Source organism: Novipirellula galeiformis (assembly GCF_007860095.1).
Taxonomy (GTDB): domain Bacteria; phylum Planctomycetota; class Planctomycetia; order Pirellulales; family Pirellulaceae; genus Novipirellula; species Novipirellula galeiformis.
The window spans coordinates 407,195-425,998 of sequence record NZ_SJPT01000003.1 but is presented as its reverse complement, the minus strand read 5'-3'; the positions used below and the strand labels follow the sequence as shown (position 1 = coordinate 425,998).

10 protein-coding genes are annotated in these 18,804 nt (G+C 55.7%); 8 read left to right on the top strand and 2 right to left on the bottom strand.

The features are described 5' to 3' along the window. Positions 1-4: 4 nt before the first annotated feature. Positions 5-1,474, top strand: a complete 1,470-nt coding sequence (locus Pla52o_RS09750; protein WP_390620846.1) for a DUF1501 domain-containing protein — start codon at positions 5-7, stop codon at positions 1,472-1,474. A gap of 43 nt (positions 1,475-1,517) precedes the next feature. Here the strand turns inward: Pla52o_RS09750 and Pla52o_RS09745 are convergent, their stop codons facing one another. Continuing rightward, positions 1,518-2,513 (bottom strand): YhdH/YhfP family quinone oxidoreductase, encoded by a 996-nt coding sequence (locus Pla52o_RS09745; RefSeq protein WP_146594415.1) that lies wholly within the window; start codon positions 2,511-2,513, stop codon positions 1,518-1,520. A gap of 5 nt (positions 2,514-2,518) precedes the next feature. After that, positions 2,519-4,531: a hypothetical protein gene (locus tag Pla52o_RS09740; RefSeq protein ID WP_146594414.1), complete on the bottom strand. Its 2,013-nt coding sequence runs from the start codon at positions 4,529-4,531 to the stop codon at positions 2,519-2,521. A 558-nt stretch (positions 4,532-5,089) separates the two neighbouring features. On the opposite strand from Pla52o_RS09740, the gene Pla52o_RS09735 reads away from it, so the two are divergent. The 7 genes from Pla52o_RS09735 (at position 5,090) to Pla52o_RS09710 (ending at position 18,700) form a co-directional block, all read left to right on the top strand. Further along, on the top strand, positions 5,090-6,655 hold the full coding sequence (locus tag Pla52o_RS09735) for a hypothetical protein (RefSeq protein ID WP_197169131.1): 1,566 nt from the start codon (positions 5,090-5,092) through the stop codon (positions 6,653-6,655). Between the two features lie 750 nt (positions 6,656-7,405). Next, the gene (locus tag Pla52o_RS09730; protein ID WP_146594412.1) at positions 7,406-12,529 is read left to right on the top strand and encodes an Ig-like domain-containing protein; all 5,124 of its coding nucleotides are present in this window, start codon (positions 7,406-7,408) and stop codon (positions 12,527-12,529) included. A 470-nt stretch (positions 12,530-12,999) separates the two neighbouring features. After that, complete coding sequence (locus Pla52o_RS09725) at positions 13,000-15,579, top strand: M1 family metallopeptidase (RefSeq protein WP_390620845.1); 2,580 nt, start codon at positions 13,000-13,002, stop codon at positions 15,577-15,579. Positions 15,580-15,621: 42 nt separating this feature from the next. After that, positions 15,622-16,188 (top strand): DUF6702 family protein, encoded by a 567-nt coding sequence (locus Pla52o_RS27875; protein WP_390620844.1) that lies wholly within the window; start codon positions 15,622-15,624, stop codon positions 16,186-16,188. Further along, positions 16,112-17,356, top strand: coding sequence for a competence/damage-inducible protein A (locus tag Pla52o_RS09720; RefSeq protein ID WP_146594411.1), 1,245 nt, complete (start codon positions 16,112-16,114; stop codon positions 17,354-17,356). The genes Pla52o_RS27875 and Pla52o_RS09720 overlap by 77 nt, the downstream gene beginning before the upstream one ends. A gap of 99 nt (positions 17,357-17,455) precedes the next feature. Then, entirely contained in the window at positions 17,456-17,938 is a 483-nt protein-coding gene (locus tag Pla52o_RS09715) for a hypothetical protein (RefSeq protein WP_197169130.1), read from the top strand. Positions 17,939-18,091: 153 nt separating this feature from the next. After that, positions 18,092-18,700, top strand: coding sequence for a hypothetical protein (locus tag Pla52o_RS09710; RefSeq protein WP_146594651.1), 609 nt, complete (start codon positions 18,092-18,094; stop codon positions 18,698-18,700). Positions 18,701-18,804 lie beyond the last annotated feature (104 nt).

The following is an 18,804-nucleotide window of genomic DNA, read 5'->3' as shown; positions in this document are numbered from 1 at the left end:
TCACGTGAACAATTTATCTCTCCCGCTCTCGCGACGATCGTTATTGCAACAGGGGCTGTCGAGCTTTGCGGGGTTAGCGTTGGCCGACCTGCTCCACAGCGATAACGCGTTAGCCGGTGCTGCCGGTACGGTCACGCCCTTGCACCATCCACCGCGTGCCAAACGAGTCGTGCAGTTGTTCATGGCGGGTGCGGCCAGCCATGTGGACACGTTTGACTATAAGTCGTTGCTGCAGAAACAGAATGGCAAACCGTGGGATCCCGGCGAACAGGTGGAGTTGTTCCAGAGCGCCCCCGGTGCGTGCATGGCCAGCCCATGGAAGTTCAAGCCGTACGGCGAATCGGGAAAAATGCTTAGCGATATCGTGGCTCCGCTCGGCGACGTCGTCGACAAGATCGCGTTCGTCCACAACGTGGTGGCGAAGACGGGCGTCCACAGCCAAGCGACACTGCTACAAACCACGGGATTCCAATTGCCGGGGTTTCCCAGTGCCGGGGCGTGGGTTTCGTACGGATTGGGCAGCGAGAACGAGAACCTGCCCGCGTTCGTAGTGTTGCCGGACCATCGCGGATTGGCTTCCAATGGTGCCAAGAATTGGGCGAGCACGTTCTTGTCCGCCGAACATCAAGGAACCGTGATCCGTGTGGGAAGCGAGACGCCGATTCGAGACCTGTTTGCTCCGCATAGTGACTTCATTACAGCGGAAAGTGACGCCGCTGGTTTAGCGGCGCTTCGCCAGCTGAATCTCGCTTATGCTGAACGACGTCCCGACGACGAGCGACTTGCTGCCCGGGTTCGCTCGTATGAACTCGCCGCTGCGATGCAACTGAGTGCTACCGATGCATTGGACGTTTCATCAGAACCACAATACATCCAATCCATGTACGGGCTCGCTACCGAAGGCCCGGGCGTGGATGATTCGGTGATCAACCGCAAAGCGGAAACCGAATTTTTCGGACGCAAGTGCTTGGTCGCCCGCCGCTTGCTCGAACGCGGAGTCCGATTCGTTCAAGTGTGGAGCGGCAATGACAATGGACACCCACGTCGAAATTGGGACAGCCACGAAAATGTCCGTCGTGATCATGAGCCCTTGGCATTGGGGATGGCTACCGGGGCTGCGGCCTTGATCAAGGATCTCGAACAACGGGGGATGCTGGACGATACGCTGATCCTGTGGACTACCGAATTCGGTCGCATGCCGTGTTCACAGGGGAGTGAAGGCCGCGATCACAATCCGTTTGTGTTTACGAATTGGATGTGCGGTGGCGGCATCAAAGGGGGGACCTATGGGCCGAGCGACCCGTGGGGCTACAAACCGCTGGAACGTCTACGTTCTCACCAAGTCTACGACATCCATGCTACGATCCTGCATCAATTGGGGATCGACCACACGCGATTGAGCGTGCGAAATAATGGCATCGACCGCCGACTCACCGACGTGCATGGGCACGTGATCGAGGACGTGTTGAGTTAGCGATCGAGCATCTCGCTGCTCGGACGCGGTTGAGGCTTGGGAGTTAGATTTGGATAACGGCGCGTCCGACCATGCCTCCGGCCAAGATCTTCGAAACCATTGATGACAATTCATCCATGGGCACGATCTCGGTCAATGAATCGAGATCGTCGAGCTTCCAATCACTCGACAGACGCTGCCAAATCTTTTTTCGTATCGGCATCGGGCACATCGCTGAATCAATCCCACAGAGCGTCACGCCGCGCAACAGGAACGGATAAACCGTCGTGTTTAGCTCCGCCCCGCCGGTCAAACCACAGGCGGCAACGCAGCCGCGGTACTGGGTCGACCGCAACAGCGTTTCCAGCATCGTTCCGCCCACGGTATCGACCGCGCCGGCGTACGCCGCGCTCAACAACGGTCGTCTGCTGTCATCAATGAACTCGCTTCGCGATAGCACGTGGTCGACACCCCGCTGCTTCAGAGCTTCGTGCTCGCTCTGCTTTCCTGTCACCGCGACGACGGAGTAGCCCAGTTTAACGAGCAGTGAAATGGCCAGACTGGCGACACCGCCGGTCGCTCCGGTTACCACGACACTACCCGATTCAGGGGTCACGCCATGATCGATCAGCGCGGCGACACACTGAGCCGCAGTAAAACCGGCTGTGCCGAGGGCCATCGATTGCAGCGGGGTGAGTGATTCCGGTAGCGGCACCGCCCACGACACGGGAACATCAATCTGTTCGGCCCAAGCGCCGAAGTGGGTGACCCCCAATTGGTTTCCCGTTACGATCACTTCAGCGCCAACCGGGAACGCCGCATCTTGGCTTTGAATCACACGTCCGACCGCATCGATGCCGGGGATATGAGGAAAGTGGCGAACGATCCCAGGGTGCCCGGTTGCCGCCATTGCGTCTTTATAGTTCAGCGACGAGTATTGGACTTGAATTCGGATTCGCGGCTCGCTCGTGTCGGATGAATCAAGAATCGAAACAGGTTTGTCGGTCAACGACGAAGTCACTTCGCCCGATTCGCTTTTCTCTACCCAAAAACAACGCATCGGATTTATCCTTGCTGAGTCAGTATGATTTGTTCCATGTCAGGCCACTCCACAAAAATCTTGAAATGGACCTTCGTCGTTGTTTGTAGCAAAGCGGTCAACGATTGCAATTCCGCTACCCGTCGCGACAGCTCGGTGACCCGTTCGGATTGCGACTTCAAATCGGATCGACGAGGTCGGATTACACGTCGGGTATCGGTGTTGGCGCGGTCATACAACGCTTCGATTTGAACGGTTTGTTTTTGCAATTGGTCTGCTTGAGTCAGCAACTGATTCGCAAAATCGGCCAATCCCGCTGAGGTAAACGTCTGCCAAGCGAACGTGGGGTCGAGTCGCCCCGCAATGCGCATTCGGCAACTTAGTTTTGTCGTGCATTTGACTTCAAAGCGAATGCCGATTTGCACCGTTTCTCTGTCTCGTAGCGACAACACCGCGACGCCCGTGGTCCGTCGTGGCGACGCAGGATCGAAGGGGGCAATCCAAGCTTGCTCAACTTCGTCAGGCAATTCAAAATCAATCGCCAATCGAGAAACGTTTGCCGGCAACCCTCCGGACAATTCCCAACTGGGATGAAAATCAAACTCATCAAACGAAAGCGTCCAAGGATCCGCTTCCACTCGAGGACGCAAGTAGGTCATGTTGCCACGGGCGTCTCGCAGACGCCCGTTCAATAGCGCTCCCGCTTGAGAACTCGCTTTGGCGTGTTCGGACCAAGTAAACGTGAACGAATTGGATTGGCGTGTTAAACTCGCAATCGCGATCTCATTTCGCGTGTCGCGAATCGTAAATCCTTCGCTGTGATGTTCACCGACGCCATCGTTCGCATCCATCGCAATCGGGATGTCTAAGGGGAATTCGAGCGTGAGATTCTCAATCGGGATGCCAACGCCAGAGGGATGTGGATTTAGAGACAAAGAGTCAATCTTGGGCGCGGTCTGTGTGTCATCGGTGGGTGGCAATTGAATCGACTGAATTTGCATGGTGCGAACGATTTGCGGGGATTCCGGCAACTCGTTTTCGTTTGCGTTGGTTCGTTCTTCGTGGGCGGTCGTCCCTATCCCATTGGACTCGGTTGTCTGCTCGGGGCGCGCGATTGACGATGTCTTTAGAAAATCGTCCTCTCGCACCGGCGCATCAGCAGAGGGATCCGATGATTTGGGTTTCATCGAGTCGGATTCCGGCGACGGTTTTGCATCCATCCACGGGGCGTCGACGCGGTGTTCGTTTGCCGCATTGCTGCTTGATCCAAACGACTCGAGTTTCAATGATTTGCCGTCGCCTTCGAATGACGTGCCGGTATCGAACGTTGCGCTCGTTGGGGGCGGCTGAGATCGACTCGTTTCTTCATTGGAAAAACGCTCCGGTTGAGGGCGTTTGGGGGTCATCGACAGCGTTCCACCCCGTGCATCGACGCCCGTCGTGTTTCGGCCGAGGTACCACCAAAGCGAGCCAAGTCCCGTGATGATGACGAGTGCTGCCGTGATCAGAACCAACGCCTTGGGGTGCTTGCACGACAGGGTTTTTCGAGCATGCGTCTCAGACTCCGGCGTCACGTTCGCATCGATCGACAGGGTCGCTTCCGTCATCGCAGCCGGCGCTGGCTGGTTTTGATCTTGGGGGTGGGCGACGTGGGCTTGTAAAACTTGGTCACGGAAATCACGTACCCGTTGGTCGTTGATCGCGATTGCATCCTGGTCCGAGTCAGGCGTCAGGTTAGCATCGCGGGCCTGATACCCGCTCGATCGCAAACCGACAGCACCACGAGTGTCGACCCACCACGATCTCAGATCGATCGGAGGCAACGGTTCTCCGCTGCGTGTTTGAATGTCGTTGGCGATCGCTTGCACCTGGAGGCACCAAGCTTCAACGACATCCCGAGGCGGGGTACCCAATCGAGCGATGATGTCGCGGACCGATTCAACGGGCCAGTGGGAATCCGCTTGCCCAGGACCGCCGGACGACGGATTCGCCGGTGAGCTGGAAAGCGGACCCGATCGGGAAGAGGAACGATGGCTCATGCTGAGGATCGCTGCTTCGGTAACGTTTTTCGAGCGGTTGACCGTGCCCCGTCAGCGAGGTTGTTCGCTGCGAGTGAGGTGGTTGCCTGCAAGCGAGACTCGGTCGGTTTTCAGTCGGATGGCACTGTACAGGTCGCTGTATTGCCACCGCCACAACTGCCGATGATAGCAATTTTGGAGCAGGCATGGAAAATTTTTCCTGAACGTATCCGCCGGAATAACCAAACCTTAGCGTCAGGTTGTGCCGATAAATCCGCGTGAAGGAGTTATGTCGAACGTTCCAAAACTTTCGTTTTTTTGGGCTGTGAATCGGCATGACTGGCTTCGAAGCCAACCAAGGGGGAAAAGGTGGCTTTGATCCGGCGCGTCGCGATTACGCGGCTAACGGGGTCAATGGCACCTCAGGCATCTGCTGCGAGGGTCGCGGCAGGGGTCATCGATAGCAACGGTCCAGAGTTTGGATCGCAATTGCTTCGTTCCCGCTTTTGACACACCGGCTTTTCCACACCGGCCGATAGCGAGGCGGCGTTTGCCGCGGAGACGTTTGCAATGCACCGAATGATTCCAATAAAAGCGACTTGTCTGACTCTGTTTGCCGCAGTGGGCTTTGCCTTGGGGCTTAGTCTATCACCGACACAAGCTCAACCGCCAAGTGTGGTTCACGCCGATGCGGATTATGACGCAAGCGGCTACGTGACCCCGGCGGGCATGGTGCCTCCGTCGATGTATCAAGGGTCCGCATTGCCCTTAGGGATGAGTAGTGGCGTCATGCCGGTGGGCTTCAACGGCCCCGTCGATTGCGATGGCGGCGGAAACAACGGGATGTTCTCCGGCGGCATGCTGGGCGGTGGCGGTTGCCAAAATGGCTACTGTGAAGGCGGCTGTGAGAACGGCGAATGTGGTGAAGACTACGATGCCGGAATCTTCGGTCGCCGTGCTCGTTGTCGATTGCTTGGGGGGAGAGGATTCGCAGCCAACATGACCGCCTGTGGCGGATGTGCTCATCCCGGATGCCGGGCCTGTGGCGGATTGACGAACACTCGTTTCTTCTGCATGTTTTGTCGCGGTGGTGGTTGCGAAGCTTGCCAGTTCCTCGGGCGTGGATACCTGCTCGGTGCGATTGGCAGTCTGCTTCCTTACCAAGACGCCGGCCGTGGTGCACAACGTTGGTATGACCTTTCTGCTGAAGCCCTGTTCCTCAGCCACAGCACCGGCAACGGCAGCGGAGTGGTCACGACTCAAGGTGTCAGCGGCACCCCAGTGCTCAGCATCGGTGACGCAGACAGCGATGATCTCGAAGCCGGCATGCGTCTCTCCGCTGCGATGATCTTCGGAGCGGGCGGAAATCTCGAGTTCACCTACATGGGTGGCCAAGAATGGGATAGCACCGCAACGGTCAACGATCCTACCGCCCAACTGTACTCGGTGATCAGTGATTTTGGAGTGACACCGGCTGGCGGTTATGATGATACCGATCAATCGCTCAGCCAATCGTTAGGAAACCAGAGTGAGTTCGATAGCTTCGAATTGAACTACCGACGCCGAACGGTAGGCCCTTACAATCGCTTCCAAGGCTCGTGGCTCGTTGGGCTTCGTCATATCCGCTACAACGACCGCTTGATCTATTCAGCGATTGGGCTCGACAACAATGGAGTCGGGGGTGACCGTCGCTTCTTCACTTCGAGCGACCGTAACAAGAACCGCTTGTTCGGCCCTCAAGCGGGCTTCGACCTGTGGTACAACGTGATGCCTGGGATCAACCTTGGCTTTGGCTTGAAGGGAGCTTGGATGCAGAACGATGTCAAACGCGACTCCTTCCTGGCGTTCAACTCCGAAGCACCGCTGGCCACCCCAGGTTCGGTTGAGTTCAATGACACCGACCAAGACTCGACCGTGATGGGGGAATTCGAAACCACGTTGCTGTATCGTCTGAGCCATTCATGGACGGTGCGTTCGTCCTACTACTTGATTGGCATTGATGAAGTTCGCTTCGGAGCGTTCGACAGCCAGAACATCCGCAACTTTGCCGCCGCAGTACCGTCAACGCCACCGAATGCGAACCGTGCCCAAACCGACAATTTGGTGATCCAAGGCTTCTCGGTCGGTGCCGAGTACATTTGGTAGTGGAGCCGCACCTACGCCATCTTTTGGACTGAAAAAATCCCGCGATTTCAATCGCGGGATTTTTTTTTGTCGTTTGGCAACCGCTCTTCGGTTTTCAAGGGGATGTCTTCGGCGGAGCGCACGTCAAACGCTTCGGTTTCTCTAAGCGGGACGCAGCCACGGCTCATTCGGTCGCAGAAAACAGGGCGAAAAAGGGGCTGGCTCGGTTGGGACGGCGTTCGTTTTAGCCCCCCGAGGTCAGGCATTCCGATCGGCGAAAACGCTCTGGAAAGTCCGCTTAGAGCGATTTTTTGGGCTATCCCGGAACTTCCGACCGGAATGACGCGTCCCAAACGCAGGGTTTCGTTGACACCTCTAAGGGTGCAATTAGAATCGCATCTCGACCCTTTTCCCCTACATTTTGCTCCTTCGTGTTCTCTTACCCATTGTGACTATGTTTCGGAATGGGAAGGCGTTCACTAAATAGCAAAAGGCACCGAGTCGAATTATCCGATCCAGTTCAAAACACCCTGGCATTTTGACCCCCGCGATTTGGCATCAGCCCAAATGGATTGGGGCAAATCAAAGGGTGCACGAGCGCATCCGCTAATTAGACTGACAGGCGGCTTTGAGAGAGAAGCGGCACGAAAACCACCGAAGACGACTACATCCACCTCGCAGCGTCATTGATTTGACGCCCTTGGGCAGAGCGTGACAAAAACCGGTATTGTTGCGTGACACCTTAGGCAATCGTTTGGCAAGAGACCCTCGATGATCAAACGCAGTGAATCGATTCAAGCATCGACATCTAGCGAACCCCAACCCGCTCGCACCTCCCGTAAACGGATCAAGCGAAACTTGAAGCCGCGTGGGTTGCGAAAACGAAACCTGATGCTCGAAGGCCTCGAGCAACGCCAAATGATGGCCGGGGATACATTATCCTCGATCGTCTCCTCTGCGTTGAACAAGTACCCCGAGCCCCGTAACCTCGGAACGGTGCAAGCGTTTTCCGTGATTGAGGCGGAAGCGTTTGATGCACGGGGACAAAACGACTCGTTTGCGACCGCTCAGCTGATCCCCTTGGGCAACCAAACCGGTCAACGCAACACCGTTGATTTGGTGGGGAACACCAACGTCAATATCATGTCGCAAACCGGGCTGATTCAGACCGACCTCGATTTTTATGCGGTCGATTTGAAAGCGGGCGACATCTTTGACCTTGCCGTAACGGGATCCGTTAGCAACATCACGGTCTACGACGAAGGGGGCGCCCTTTGGTTTAGCACCGATGTGAACAATGGTGAGTTTGGCTATACAAACAATTCTCCGCTGCAGACATTCGGCAATGCCGCGGCGGCTCAGGTCGTTCCTGAGGATGGTCGCTACTACTTTATTGCCGCGCCGAGTGCATCGCCGGGGCCGTACACCTACGGGCTGAGAACCTATCGCCCGGTGACCGAATCATTAGCGGTTGGGCAAAAACAGATTCTGTACGTCGATTTCGACGGTGGTTTCTACTCCGCAGACCAATTCAATCGATTCACTCCGACCGGCGGCATCGTCAACATTCCGAGCCTACAGGAATCGTTGTCGCTGCTGAATATCGACGATTTCGACGTCGCTGCGACCAATCGGCTCATCCGCGAAGTGATGGCGGAAGTCAAAATGCACTTCCAATCGATCGCCGACAATGGATCCAACGGTGATTTTGCGGCCACAGGAATCGCCGGCCAATACGGTATCGAGATTCGTAACAGCTTGGACGATCCCGATCCGGGCTTCAATAACCCGCTGGTCACGCGAGTGGTCGTGGGGGGAACGAACGCGGATTTGGGCGATATCGGTGGAAATCTGCTTGGGGTTTCGCCTTCCGGAGATATCGGCAACTTCAATCCAAACGAGATCGTGCTCTCGCCGCTTGATTTGGTGCTTGATTATTCCACCCAATTTCCATTCTCGTCCAGTGCTTCGGTGCTCGACGCGATCGCTCGCACGATCGCAGTGACGGTGTCGCATGAAGCCGCTCACTCGTTTGGAGCGGAGCACACCAATGGCCTGAACAATGTCGGCTCGTTGATTGACGGGACGGGGCCGCGCGTGCCCGAATTCGACCTCGGCGTTGGCCCTGACCAAATCTTCGGCACGCCGGATGACACCGAGATTGAGTTTGTTGTCGACCGCTTCAGCACCACCGAAACCTACACTGGGGTTCAGTACGTTCCGCAAGCGTTGTCGTGGGTTTTGTCGACCGGGCAAACGGGTGGCGGGATCACCGGACGCGTCTTTAATGACTTAAATCGCAATGGCAACGGCACTGGCGATCTTGGTTTGGCTGGGGTTACCGTGTTTGCTGACATCAACGGCAACCAGGTCGCGGATCCATCGGAACCGACCGCGGTCACCAATGCATCCGGACAATTCACGTTGACGGCGGCTCCGGGAACGTACAACATCATCGCGATCGCGCCCACAAACTTTGTTCCGACCACTCCGGCGTCGAAGTCGACCACGGTGTCACTCAGCGGAGTGGCTGGAGTGGACTTTGGTTTTAGCAAAGTTCAAGCGGATATCACGGGCACGAAGTTTAGCGACAACGACGGTGATGGATTCCAGGATCCAGGCGAAGCTGGCATCGGTGGCGTCTATATTTACCTCGACCTCGATGGTGACAAACGTCCTGACCTTGGCGAACCAAGTGCGATCACGAAGCCGGATGGCAGTTATTCGATCAATTTCCCCGGCCCGGGAACCTATACGATTCGTGAAGTCGTGGAGCCTGGTTTTGTTCAGACCTTCCCAGCCGGTGGCGAGCATGTCGTTGTTTTTGACGGCACGGTGCTGAGCGATAATTACAATTTCGGCAACTTGCCTTCTCGCGACTTTGGGGATGCTCCGGATTCGTACTTGACGACCGAAGCGGTTGGGGGAGCGGCCCACGGAATTCTAACCGGGCTGACGATCGGATCGACCGTCGATCGTGAACTCGATGGTCAACCGTCAGTCGGCGCCGATGGCGACGACAATAACGGCAGCGACGACGAAGATGGCGTTCGCCAAGCGACTCCGTTTGGCTTGGGGTCCACCGGGAAATTCTCCGTAAACGTTACCAATACCAGCGGGCTGCCCGCCTACCTACAGGGCTTCGTCGACTTCGATGGCGATGGCACGTTCAATGGCGTGGGCGAGCGGTTGGCCGAGAAACTCATCCCGAGCGGCGTCACCGATTCGGTTCAAACCATCGATGTCGCGGTTCCTCAATACGCGGTGGTTGGCACGACGTACACACGTTTCCGACTCAGCCAAACCCAAGGCTTGGGGCCTGCAGGATTCGCTGAGACGGGCGAGGTGGAAGACCATCTCGTCTCGATTTTGCCGACTAACAATGTTGCCAATGACGACCTCAATGAACAGGTTTCTCGCAACAGCGACCCCAAACGATTGTTGCTGCTGGCGAACGATTTCGAAACGGCCGAAAATCCGCTGACCATCGTTTCGGTCGGAACCGGTGGCACGAATGGTTCGGTCCGAATTGCGACGGACGATGGCGGACGCTCGGTTTTCTACACGCCGCAGAACGGGTTCACCGGACGCGATGTGTTTACGTATACCGTCAGCGACGTCTTTAACAATCTGTACACCGCAACGGTCGTCGTGGAAGTCACCTTCCAATCGAATGTGCCGATCGCGATCGACGATGTGTTTAGTGTTCCCGAAGGAGCACAGAACCGCGCCCTCAACGTGCTCGACAACGATGTTCCGAGTCTTTCGGGTGGCTTGTCGATCACCAGCGTGACTCCAGGTAGCGCTGGAGGAAACATCACGATCATCGGAGGAGGGCAATCGCTGCGTTATACTCCCGCCAGCAGCTTTGCTGGGACCGAGCAATTCTCCTACAGTGTGCAGGACGGGGCGGGATCAACATCGAGTGCCCAAGTCACCGTCAACATGTTGCCTGGATCCGCGGCGGATGATCTCGTCGAATTTTCGATTGATTTCTTCGACCCGTTGAATAACACCCCGATCACCAACCTGCAACTGAACTCAACCAATCCGGCCGCTAATCGATTTGGTGTTCGCGTTTCGGTTGACGACCTCAATCAGTTAGGCAATCGCAATCCCGAAGGCGTGGCCTCGGCATTCCTCGATTTGTTGTACACCGACGAATTGGTCAAAACGGTCGCAGCGAATGGCAGCTCGGCGTTCCCGTTTGACATCTCGTTTGGCCCCTTGTTCGCTGGTGGCACCTTCCAACAGGGCAATTCGCAAAAACCTGGTTTGATCGATGATGTCGGTGGCGTGCAAATCGTCAACAACACCACGCCATTCAACGGCCGGGTGGAATTATTCACGATCACCTTTGAAGCACTCTCGCCCGGCGTTGCTGTCTTCGCGGCAGATCCCGCCGATGACGCTCGCAGCGAAACCGTGCTGATTGGCGAAGATGTGGCTCTGACCCCAAGCCAACTGCGATTGGGACGGAACGAGTTTGTGATTTTTGCTGGAAACGGAAATTTCGTGACCGCGATTGATGATGCCTTTATGCAAGGTGTCGATTCCGCAGGCCAAACGATTTCCGCTTCGTCGTCCACCGCGGCTCGATTGGATGTGCTTGGCAATGACCGATTCAGTGACGCTCAGTTGCAAGAGTTTGGTGTCGTGGTGCAGCCCCAAAACGGCAGCCTGACGATCAACAATAACAACACGCCTAGCAATCTGAACGACGACTTTTTCCAATATCGTCCTAACAACAATCCAAGTGCCAGCGGGTTCGACCAATTCACCTATGTCATTGTGACCGATGAGGGCATTCGCAGTACCGCCCAAGTGACGTTGGCCTACGGCAACGCGAACAGTGATGACCAAGTGTTGATCGGATTGAATCTGGTCAACGCGGGCGGCCAACCGATTAACTCTAATCAAATTGGGGTGGGCGATCGATTTGGGGTCCAAGTCAGTCTCGAAGACTTGCGAAACAACAGCACGTTTGTGTTTGCCGGCTTCTTGGACATGCTGTACGACGCTGGCATGATTCGGCCAGCTAACACCAACTTGGCGGACGACTTCGATTTTGATGTGAACATCCTGTCTAACTACAACGCTTCGGCGGCTGTAGGAACCGCATCGCGGCTGGGCATCATTGATGAATTCGGAACGGTTACGACCCGCACCAATGCCGCCGAGAGCGAATACCCGAGTTTGAACCCCGCTACGATGGCCACGATTTACTTTGATGCCATCGCGCCGGGTTCAAGCGTCATCGCCAGCTCGCCTGCGGATGCGTCACCGTTCCAAGACACGCTGCTGTATCGTGAAGATGACCCCGTGCCGACGTCGCGAATTCGCTACGAAGCCTTGCACATCACGATTGGTACGGGCGGTCAAGGCGAGTCGCCGTTGCAAAACTCACGGCTTCCCGCGGACGTCAACAACGATGGCGAAGTGACTCCGATTGACGCCTTGCACGTCATCAATGAAATGGCGCGTGCGGTCCCCTCGGGGGCTCAGGGCGAAGCCATGCTGGTCAGTCCGTATTATGTCGATGTCAATGGCGACCGATCGATCACCGCCCTCGATGCATTGACGGTGATCAACGAATTGAGTCGTCGGGCGAAAACGGTCGGCAACAGTGGTGAAGGCGAACGGGTCGTCGCAGACAATCAGGTGGTGACGGCGATTCTGCCTCAAACCAACTCAGCCCCAAGCGACAAGCCAGCGTCGGATTCGGTCTTCGCGGAACTGTCCAACGGCAATGCCAAGGCGGTTGCGACCGATGTTTCGAGCGACTCGCAAGCCGCGACCGCCGTTGTACTCGCGGCGGGCTCCGTCGATGATTCCAACGACGATGACGAGATGCTCGACTTGCTTGCTGACGACTTGGCGGGGTTGCTAAGCTAACCGCCGCTGCGACAGAGAAGGATTGATCCGCTGCTAGGCAATTGCCTGCGGCGGCATCCTCCGCTGTTGAAGTGGCGTGATTGGTTGTCACGGAGCAACCGTTCTCGATAGCCTCGGACTTGAGACCGAGGGATTTGCGTCAATCTCGATCGAGTCCCGGCGGGACGTTTCGTGATTCAGTTTCGTGATTCAATCATTCGCCACAATACGTCGCTTCCCGATTGGGGGGCCGATTTCTGAACGGAAACCTTGGACGACAGTCCCAGTCCAGCACCCAAAGTGCCTCCGCCGCGAAACAGCCGCTCCCAGAACTCCGTCGCGGTCCGGCTCATCGGTTCAAGGGCCGAAAACGCGGAGGGGGGCCCATCGAAATCCCAAACGTCCGGCCCCGGGGCGTCAGCGTCGGCGAAGCGGATTAAACTAGTGGGAAGCTGACTTGACAGATTCCTCGAAATAATAACGTTGGCAACGTGAAAAACGCTTCTCAAGCTCCGTTCACTGTGACCCGAATCGGTTGCATCTTCGCGTGTTGGTTCATCGGCAGCGGATGGGTCAACGCCCAATTTTTGTCGAATTCGAAGCATCGCGATGCTACCGATCGCTTTTTCCAAATCGAATCCTGGCTGCCCACGCCGACGAGCATCCGCACCGCATCAGGCGCTCCCGGCCCAAATTACTGGCAACAGCGTGCCGATTACGAGATCGATGTCCATTTGGATGACAAGAACCAAAGGATACGTGGCACGGCGACCATTGATTATCACAATCAATCGCCTCATTCGCTCTCCTACGTGTGGTTTCAACTCGACCAAAATATCTTCAAGCCCGATTCGGATGCGGTCACCACCTCGCCCGCTCCATCGATGCATCCGCGTGCATCGTTTGGCGTGATTCGATCGCTCTTAGCCCGCAGCGTATTTGCAGGGGGTTACAACATCAAATCGGTGACCGACGGCGAGCACAACCCGCTAGCGCATTCCATTGTCAAAACGATGATGCGTGTCGACCTGCCGGAACCTCTCGCGCCCGGTCAATCCACAAAACTAAGAATCAAATACAGCTACAACATCGTCGACAGCAAAGTCATTCGCGCTCGCAGCGGTTATGAATTCTTTGAAAAAGACGAAAACTATATTTACGAAGTGGCTCAGTGGTATCCGCGGGTAGTCGCCTATACCGACTACGCCGGTTGGCAACACAAACAGTTTCTCGGCCGCGGAGAGTTCACACTTGAGTTGGGTGATTTCGTGGTTCGGATCACGTTGCCGAGTGACATGATCGTTTCGGCGACGGGCGAGTTGCAAAACAGGGATGAAGTGCTCGATCCGAAATGGCTCGAGCGACTCGATAGCGCTCGCAGCGCCGAAAAACCTGTCTTTATCATCACACCCGAAGAGGCGAAAGCCAACGAAGCGAGTCGCTCCGAAACGAAGAAGACTTGGGTTTTCGAAGCCAAGGATGTGCGTGACTTTGCGTTCGCGGCCAGTCGCAAATTCATTTGGGATGCGATGGGCGTCAACATCGAAGGCCGCACGGTGATGGCGATGTCGTATTATCCCAACGAAGGCGAGCCGCTTTGGAGCACCTACTCGACCGAGGCGATCGTACATACGTTAGAGGTTTACGGACGCTATGCATTCCCCTATCCCTACCCCGTCGCGATCAGCGTCAATGGGCCGGTCTATGGGATGGAATATCCGATGATTTGCTTCAATGGTCCGCGGCCCGAAGAGGATGGCACCTATAGCAAAGCGACGAAGTATGGATTGATCTCGGTGATCATCCACGAGGTCGGACACAACTATTATCCGATGATTGTCAACAGCGATGAGCGACAATGGACTTGGATGGACGAAGGGCTGAACACGTTCTTGCAGTATTTGGCCGAACAAGAATGGGAAGAAAACTATCCATCGGGCCGCGGCGAGCCGGCCAAAATCGTGCCTTACATGAAGGGGGGACACCAACGCCCGATCATGACCGGCAGCGAAGAAATTCTCAGCTTTGGGAACAACTCGTACGCCAAACCCGCGACAGCGCTGAATATTTTGCGTGAAACCATTCTGGGACGCGAATTGTTTGACTTTGCGTTTCGCGAATACGCCTTGCGTTGGCGTTTCAAACGTCCCACCCCCGCCGATTTCTTTCGCACCATGGAAGATGCATCGGGGGTTGATTTGGATTGGTTTTGGCGAGGTTGGTTTTACAGCACCGATCACGTCGACATTGCAATTAGCGACGTGCGGCTTTATCAAATCGACAGCGGGGATCCGGAAGCCAACGCCGAGATTCAACGCCAAGAACGGGACAAAAAAGAACCGTCGATCAGCGAAGAACGCAATGGGGATCTTCCCCGACGAATTGAACTGCAACCGGGGCTAAAGGATTTTTACAACCATCCTGACTACGACGAACACAAAGTCGAAGAGTCCGATCGCAAAGCGTATCAAAAATTTCTCGATGGACTCGATGCAGACGAACGCGCGTTGCTGCGCCGTAAAACAAACTTCTATGTCGTCCGTTTCAAAAACGAGGGTGGCTTGGTCATGCCCATCATCCTTCGCATTCACTATGCCGACGACACCAGCGAAATCGTAACGATCCCCGCACAGATTTGGCGCAGCAACAGCCAGCAAGTCGACAAGTTGTTTGTTTCCGAAAAGGAGATCACTCGCTTGCAATTGGACCCGAAACAACAGACCGCGGACGCCGAAGAATCTAACAATCATTGGCCACCCCGGCTGGTCCCAAGTCGCTTCAAATTATTCAAGAGCGAGAAGGGCAAGAATGAAATGCAAAAGGCGCTAAAACCGGACGTCGACGACGCTACGGACGACAAGCCCAAACAAGAACCGAAAGTGGACAAAGAAGGCATCGACAACCAAGACGTCGACATCGACCGCAAGACGATGCCGCCCGGAAAGGAGAAAACCGGAAAGGAGAAAACCGGAAAGGAGAAAACCGGAAAGGAGAAGTCGAGACAAAGCGAGTTTGAGAAAGCACCTGCCAGCAAAGTGAAAGCAAAGCCCCCCAAGAAATCTGCGGCCTGACTCCCTTCTTCCTCCCGCCCCTGTTTGATTGCCTGACTACCAATGCACTATGCACTCCTACTTTTTGCGATGCTGCACCCGGTTCACGAAACTGTCAGCGAGGTCCAGTGGAATGGGGAGACGAAACGTTTTGAAGTGGCGCTGCGGCTTCATCTTCTGGATCAGCAATGGATTGAAAAACGCTCCGGTTCCTCGCAGGCTGTCGAACACTGGGGCGTAAATTACTTGGAAAGGACGTTTTTGATCCGCCCGCAGACGAAAGCCAAATCGCAGCCGCCTGGGGATCCCACAGGCAACAAGGCGACCATCCATTGGGTTGGACGGAGCGATGAAGGGTCCCACGTTTGGTGGTATTTTGAAGTCGAACCGGTGACAGCAAATCAGACGCCAGCGAGGTACGAAATCCAACAGCAGATGTTCTTCGAACGCAACGAAGCGTTTCGTAACCGGGTAATCTTGATTGGGCAACTGTCCAAAACCGCAATCACGCTTACAATCGAGCGACCTATCGCCCCTTTGGAAGAATCGATTGATGAGCACCCCAGTCTCCCGCCCGAAAACGCAGGCTCCGTTGAAGTTATCGGCCGAAGTGATTTCGATCGGCGATGAAATGACCAGTGGGGCGAGGTTGGACACCAATTCGCAATGGCTCAGCCAACGCCTCGGCGAATTAGGGGTCGAAGTCCGTTTTCAAACGACCGTGGGCGATATGTTGCGCGACAACATTGACGTCTTCAACATCGCCATCGAACGAGTCGACCTGGTGATTTGCACCGGGGGGCTGGGGCCAACGCAAGACGACTTAACCCGCGAAGCGCTGGCCGAAGTCAGCGATGAGCCGCTGGAATTCCGCCAACAGGCGATGGACCATATTGAATCGCTGTTCAGCTCGCGAAAACGTCCGATGCCCGAGCGGAACCGCGTGCAAGCAATGTTCCCCAAATCGAGCCAAATCATCCCCAACCCGCAAGGCACCGCTCCGGGGATCGATCTATTCATCGATCGTGGCAGCCATGCGCGCTGCAGAGTGTTTGCATTGCCCGGCGTGCCTGCCGAAATGCAGTTGATGTTCAAGGAAACGGTTTCGCATCAGATTGCGGCCATGTCGGGCGGCGGCAGTGTGATTCGCCACCATGTGATGAAATTCTTTGGCATCGGCGAAAGCGACATGGAACAGCGGCTCGGAGACATGATCTCTCGTGACCGCCAACCCCGCGTCGGGATTACCGTCAGCGCCGCGACGATCTCGTTGCGAATCACGGCGATGACTGAATCGGCCGAGCGCTGCACCGCACAGATCGCTCAAACGAAAACCGAGATCCTCAATCGCGTTGGGGAATTGTACTTTGGCGATGGCGAAAACTACGAACAATATCATGTGATCGATTCCATGCTGCGAGCTCGTGGCGAGTCGTTGGCGTTGTTGGAATTGGGGTTCGCTGCACCGTTGGGGGACTGGTTCGCAGCGCTTGGCGAGACGCCGGCGTTTCGCGGTGGGTTGTCGCTCGCAGCGATGCCCAACGTTTCGCTCGAGGAAATCCAATCGCGCATGCGGTCCGATTGGTTGTTGGTCGTTAACGCTTATCCCGCGATTGCCGATGACTTGGTCGGCCATGTGCCCGCCTCGGAGGTCGAGTTCATCCTTGTCGCTCCCAATGGAAAACAGCACGCCCATAGGATCACAATCGGAGGCCACCCCGATATTCTGCAGCCCCGCATTGGAAAAACGGCTATGGCATGGTTTCGCGGTGTGGTCGCGGGCTTACGGACCGCTTAGGATGGTCGTTATTACGGGGTGCCCCCGCCCGATGTTTCCTGTTCAGCGAATCCGATTTGGGAAATCCCCCTTCCACTCCTCCTCGCTTTTGAAATAACCATGTCACGATTTTTAGCTACTCTCGGCGTCGCTGGAATTTTCGTTGCGCTTTCAAGCACCGTTGGCGTTGCGGACGAACCTGTGAAGGGCGATGGGCAAGTCTCTCCGACCGACGATCGCGCGGAACGACTCGCGACCTATTTAAGCGGAGCCAAGTTTGTGGGCAAGTTTACGGTGGATGGCAAAGAAGATGCGTTGCCAAAAACCGAAGAGTACACGATCAGCAAGTGCGAAAAGTTAGCGGAAAAAAACATGTATCGCTTGACCGCACGGATCAAGTACGGCGACGTGGACAGCGAAATCCCAATGGATTTACCGATCTTGTTTGCAGGCAACACTCCCGTGATTACTCTCCATTCGTTTGGCATTCCTGGGATGGGAACGTTCGACGCTCGGGTGTTGATTCACGATGGGCGCTATTCGGGGACGTGGCAGCATGACCAAGTCGGCGGCCACTTGTTTGGTAAGATTCTCAAAGAGTAAACGCCCTGTGGTAGACCGGCCACGCCAATTCCGTTTGCATTTCACCGCCCGCCTGAGCTGGGCATCCCGTCCCTTTTATTCCTCCACGACCTCCTACCTGAAGAGTTTTTGCCCATGTTTCGTATCACCCGTGGTATGGCGTTTGCGATCTTGATGACTTCCTTTGCCGTAGCCGAAAAGCCGGGGGAAACGGTCTTTTCGGATGATTTCGAAAACGGCGACGCGCGTTGGGAGATGCTCGACCCGAATTCGTGGAAGCTTACCACCCAAGACGGCAATTCGACGATCGAAATCACCCAGCGAGGGAGTGAGTACAAGCCTCCGGTGCGAAGCCCCGGCCACGTTGCTTTGATCCGCGATTTGGAGTTGGGAAGTTTCGACATCACCTTTCGCGTTCGTAGCACGAAGGACACCGGCAACCATCGCGATTGTTGCGTGTTTTTCAATTACCAAGATGATCAACATTTCTATTATGTGCATCTCGGCGCCAAACCTGATCCGAACAGCGGTCAAATCATGATCGTCAAGGAAGCTCCGCGATTGGCACTCACGAAGAATGAAACCTTGACGCCGTGGGACGATCAATGGCACACCGTCCGAGTGACGCGAAATGTCGATTCGGGCGAGATCGTCGTCTTCTTTGATGACATGACCACGCCGCATATGAAGGTCGTCGACAAAACCTTTCGTAAGGGCCGGATCGGGATCGGATCGTTCGATGATTTGAACGAATTTGATGACGTTGTTGTGCGTCGTCGCTAGTCCGCCAAGCACCTCGTGTTGCCCTTTCCCGCGTCGGGGGGGCATGGTGGTGGGGGCGGAATCTGTCTTGAACTCCCCCTCTTTCGCCCTCAACGGTGTCGGTG

Bases quoted from the DNA above. Each gene is read 5' to 3' on its own strand.
- Pla52o_RS09745 (WP_146594415.1), bottom strand. From the start codon at position 2,513: ATGCGTTGTTTTTGGGTAGAGAAAAGCGAATCGGGCGAAGTGACTTCG.
- Pla52o_RS09740 (WP_146594414.1), bottom strand. From the start codon at position 4,531: ATGAGCCATCGTTCCTCTTCCCGATCGGGTCCGCTTTCCAGCTCACCG.
- Pla52o_RS09735 (WP_197169131.1), top strand. From the start codon at position 5,090: ATGATTCCAATAAAAGCGACTTGTCTGACTCTGTTTGCCGCAGTGGGC.
- Pla52o_RS09730 (WP_146594412.1), top strand. From the start codon at position 7,406: ATGATCAAACGCAGTGAATCGATTCAAGCATCGACATCTAGCGAACCC.
- Pla52o_RS27875 (WP_390620844.1), top strand. From the start codon at position 15,622: ATGCACTATGCACTCCTACTTTTTGCGATGCTGCACCCGGTTCACGAA.
- Pla52o_RS09720 (WP_146594411.1), top strand. From the start codon at position 16,112: ATGAGCACCCCAGTCTCCCGCCCGAAAACGCAGGCTCCGTTGAAGTTA.
- Pla52o_RS09715 (WP_197169130.1), top strand. From the start codon at position 17,456: ATGTCACGATTTTTAGCTACTCTCGGCGTCGCTGGAATTTTCGTTGCG.
- Pla52o_RS09710 (WP_146594651.1), top strand. From the start codon at position 18,092: ATGACTTCCTTTGCCGTAGCCGAAAAGCCGGGGGAAACGGTCTTTTCG.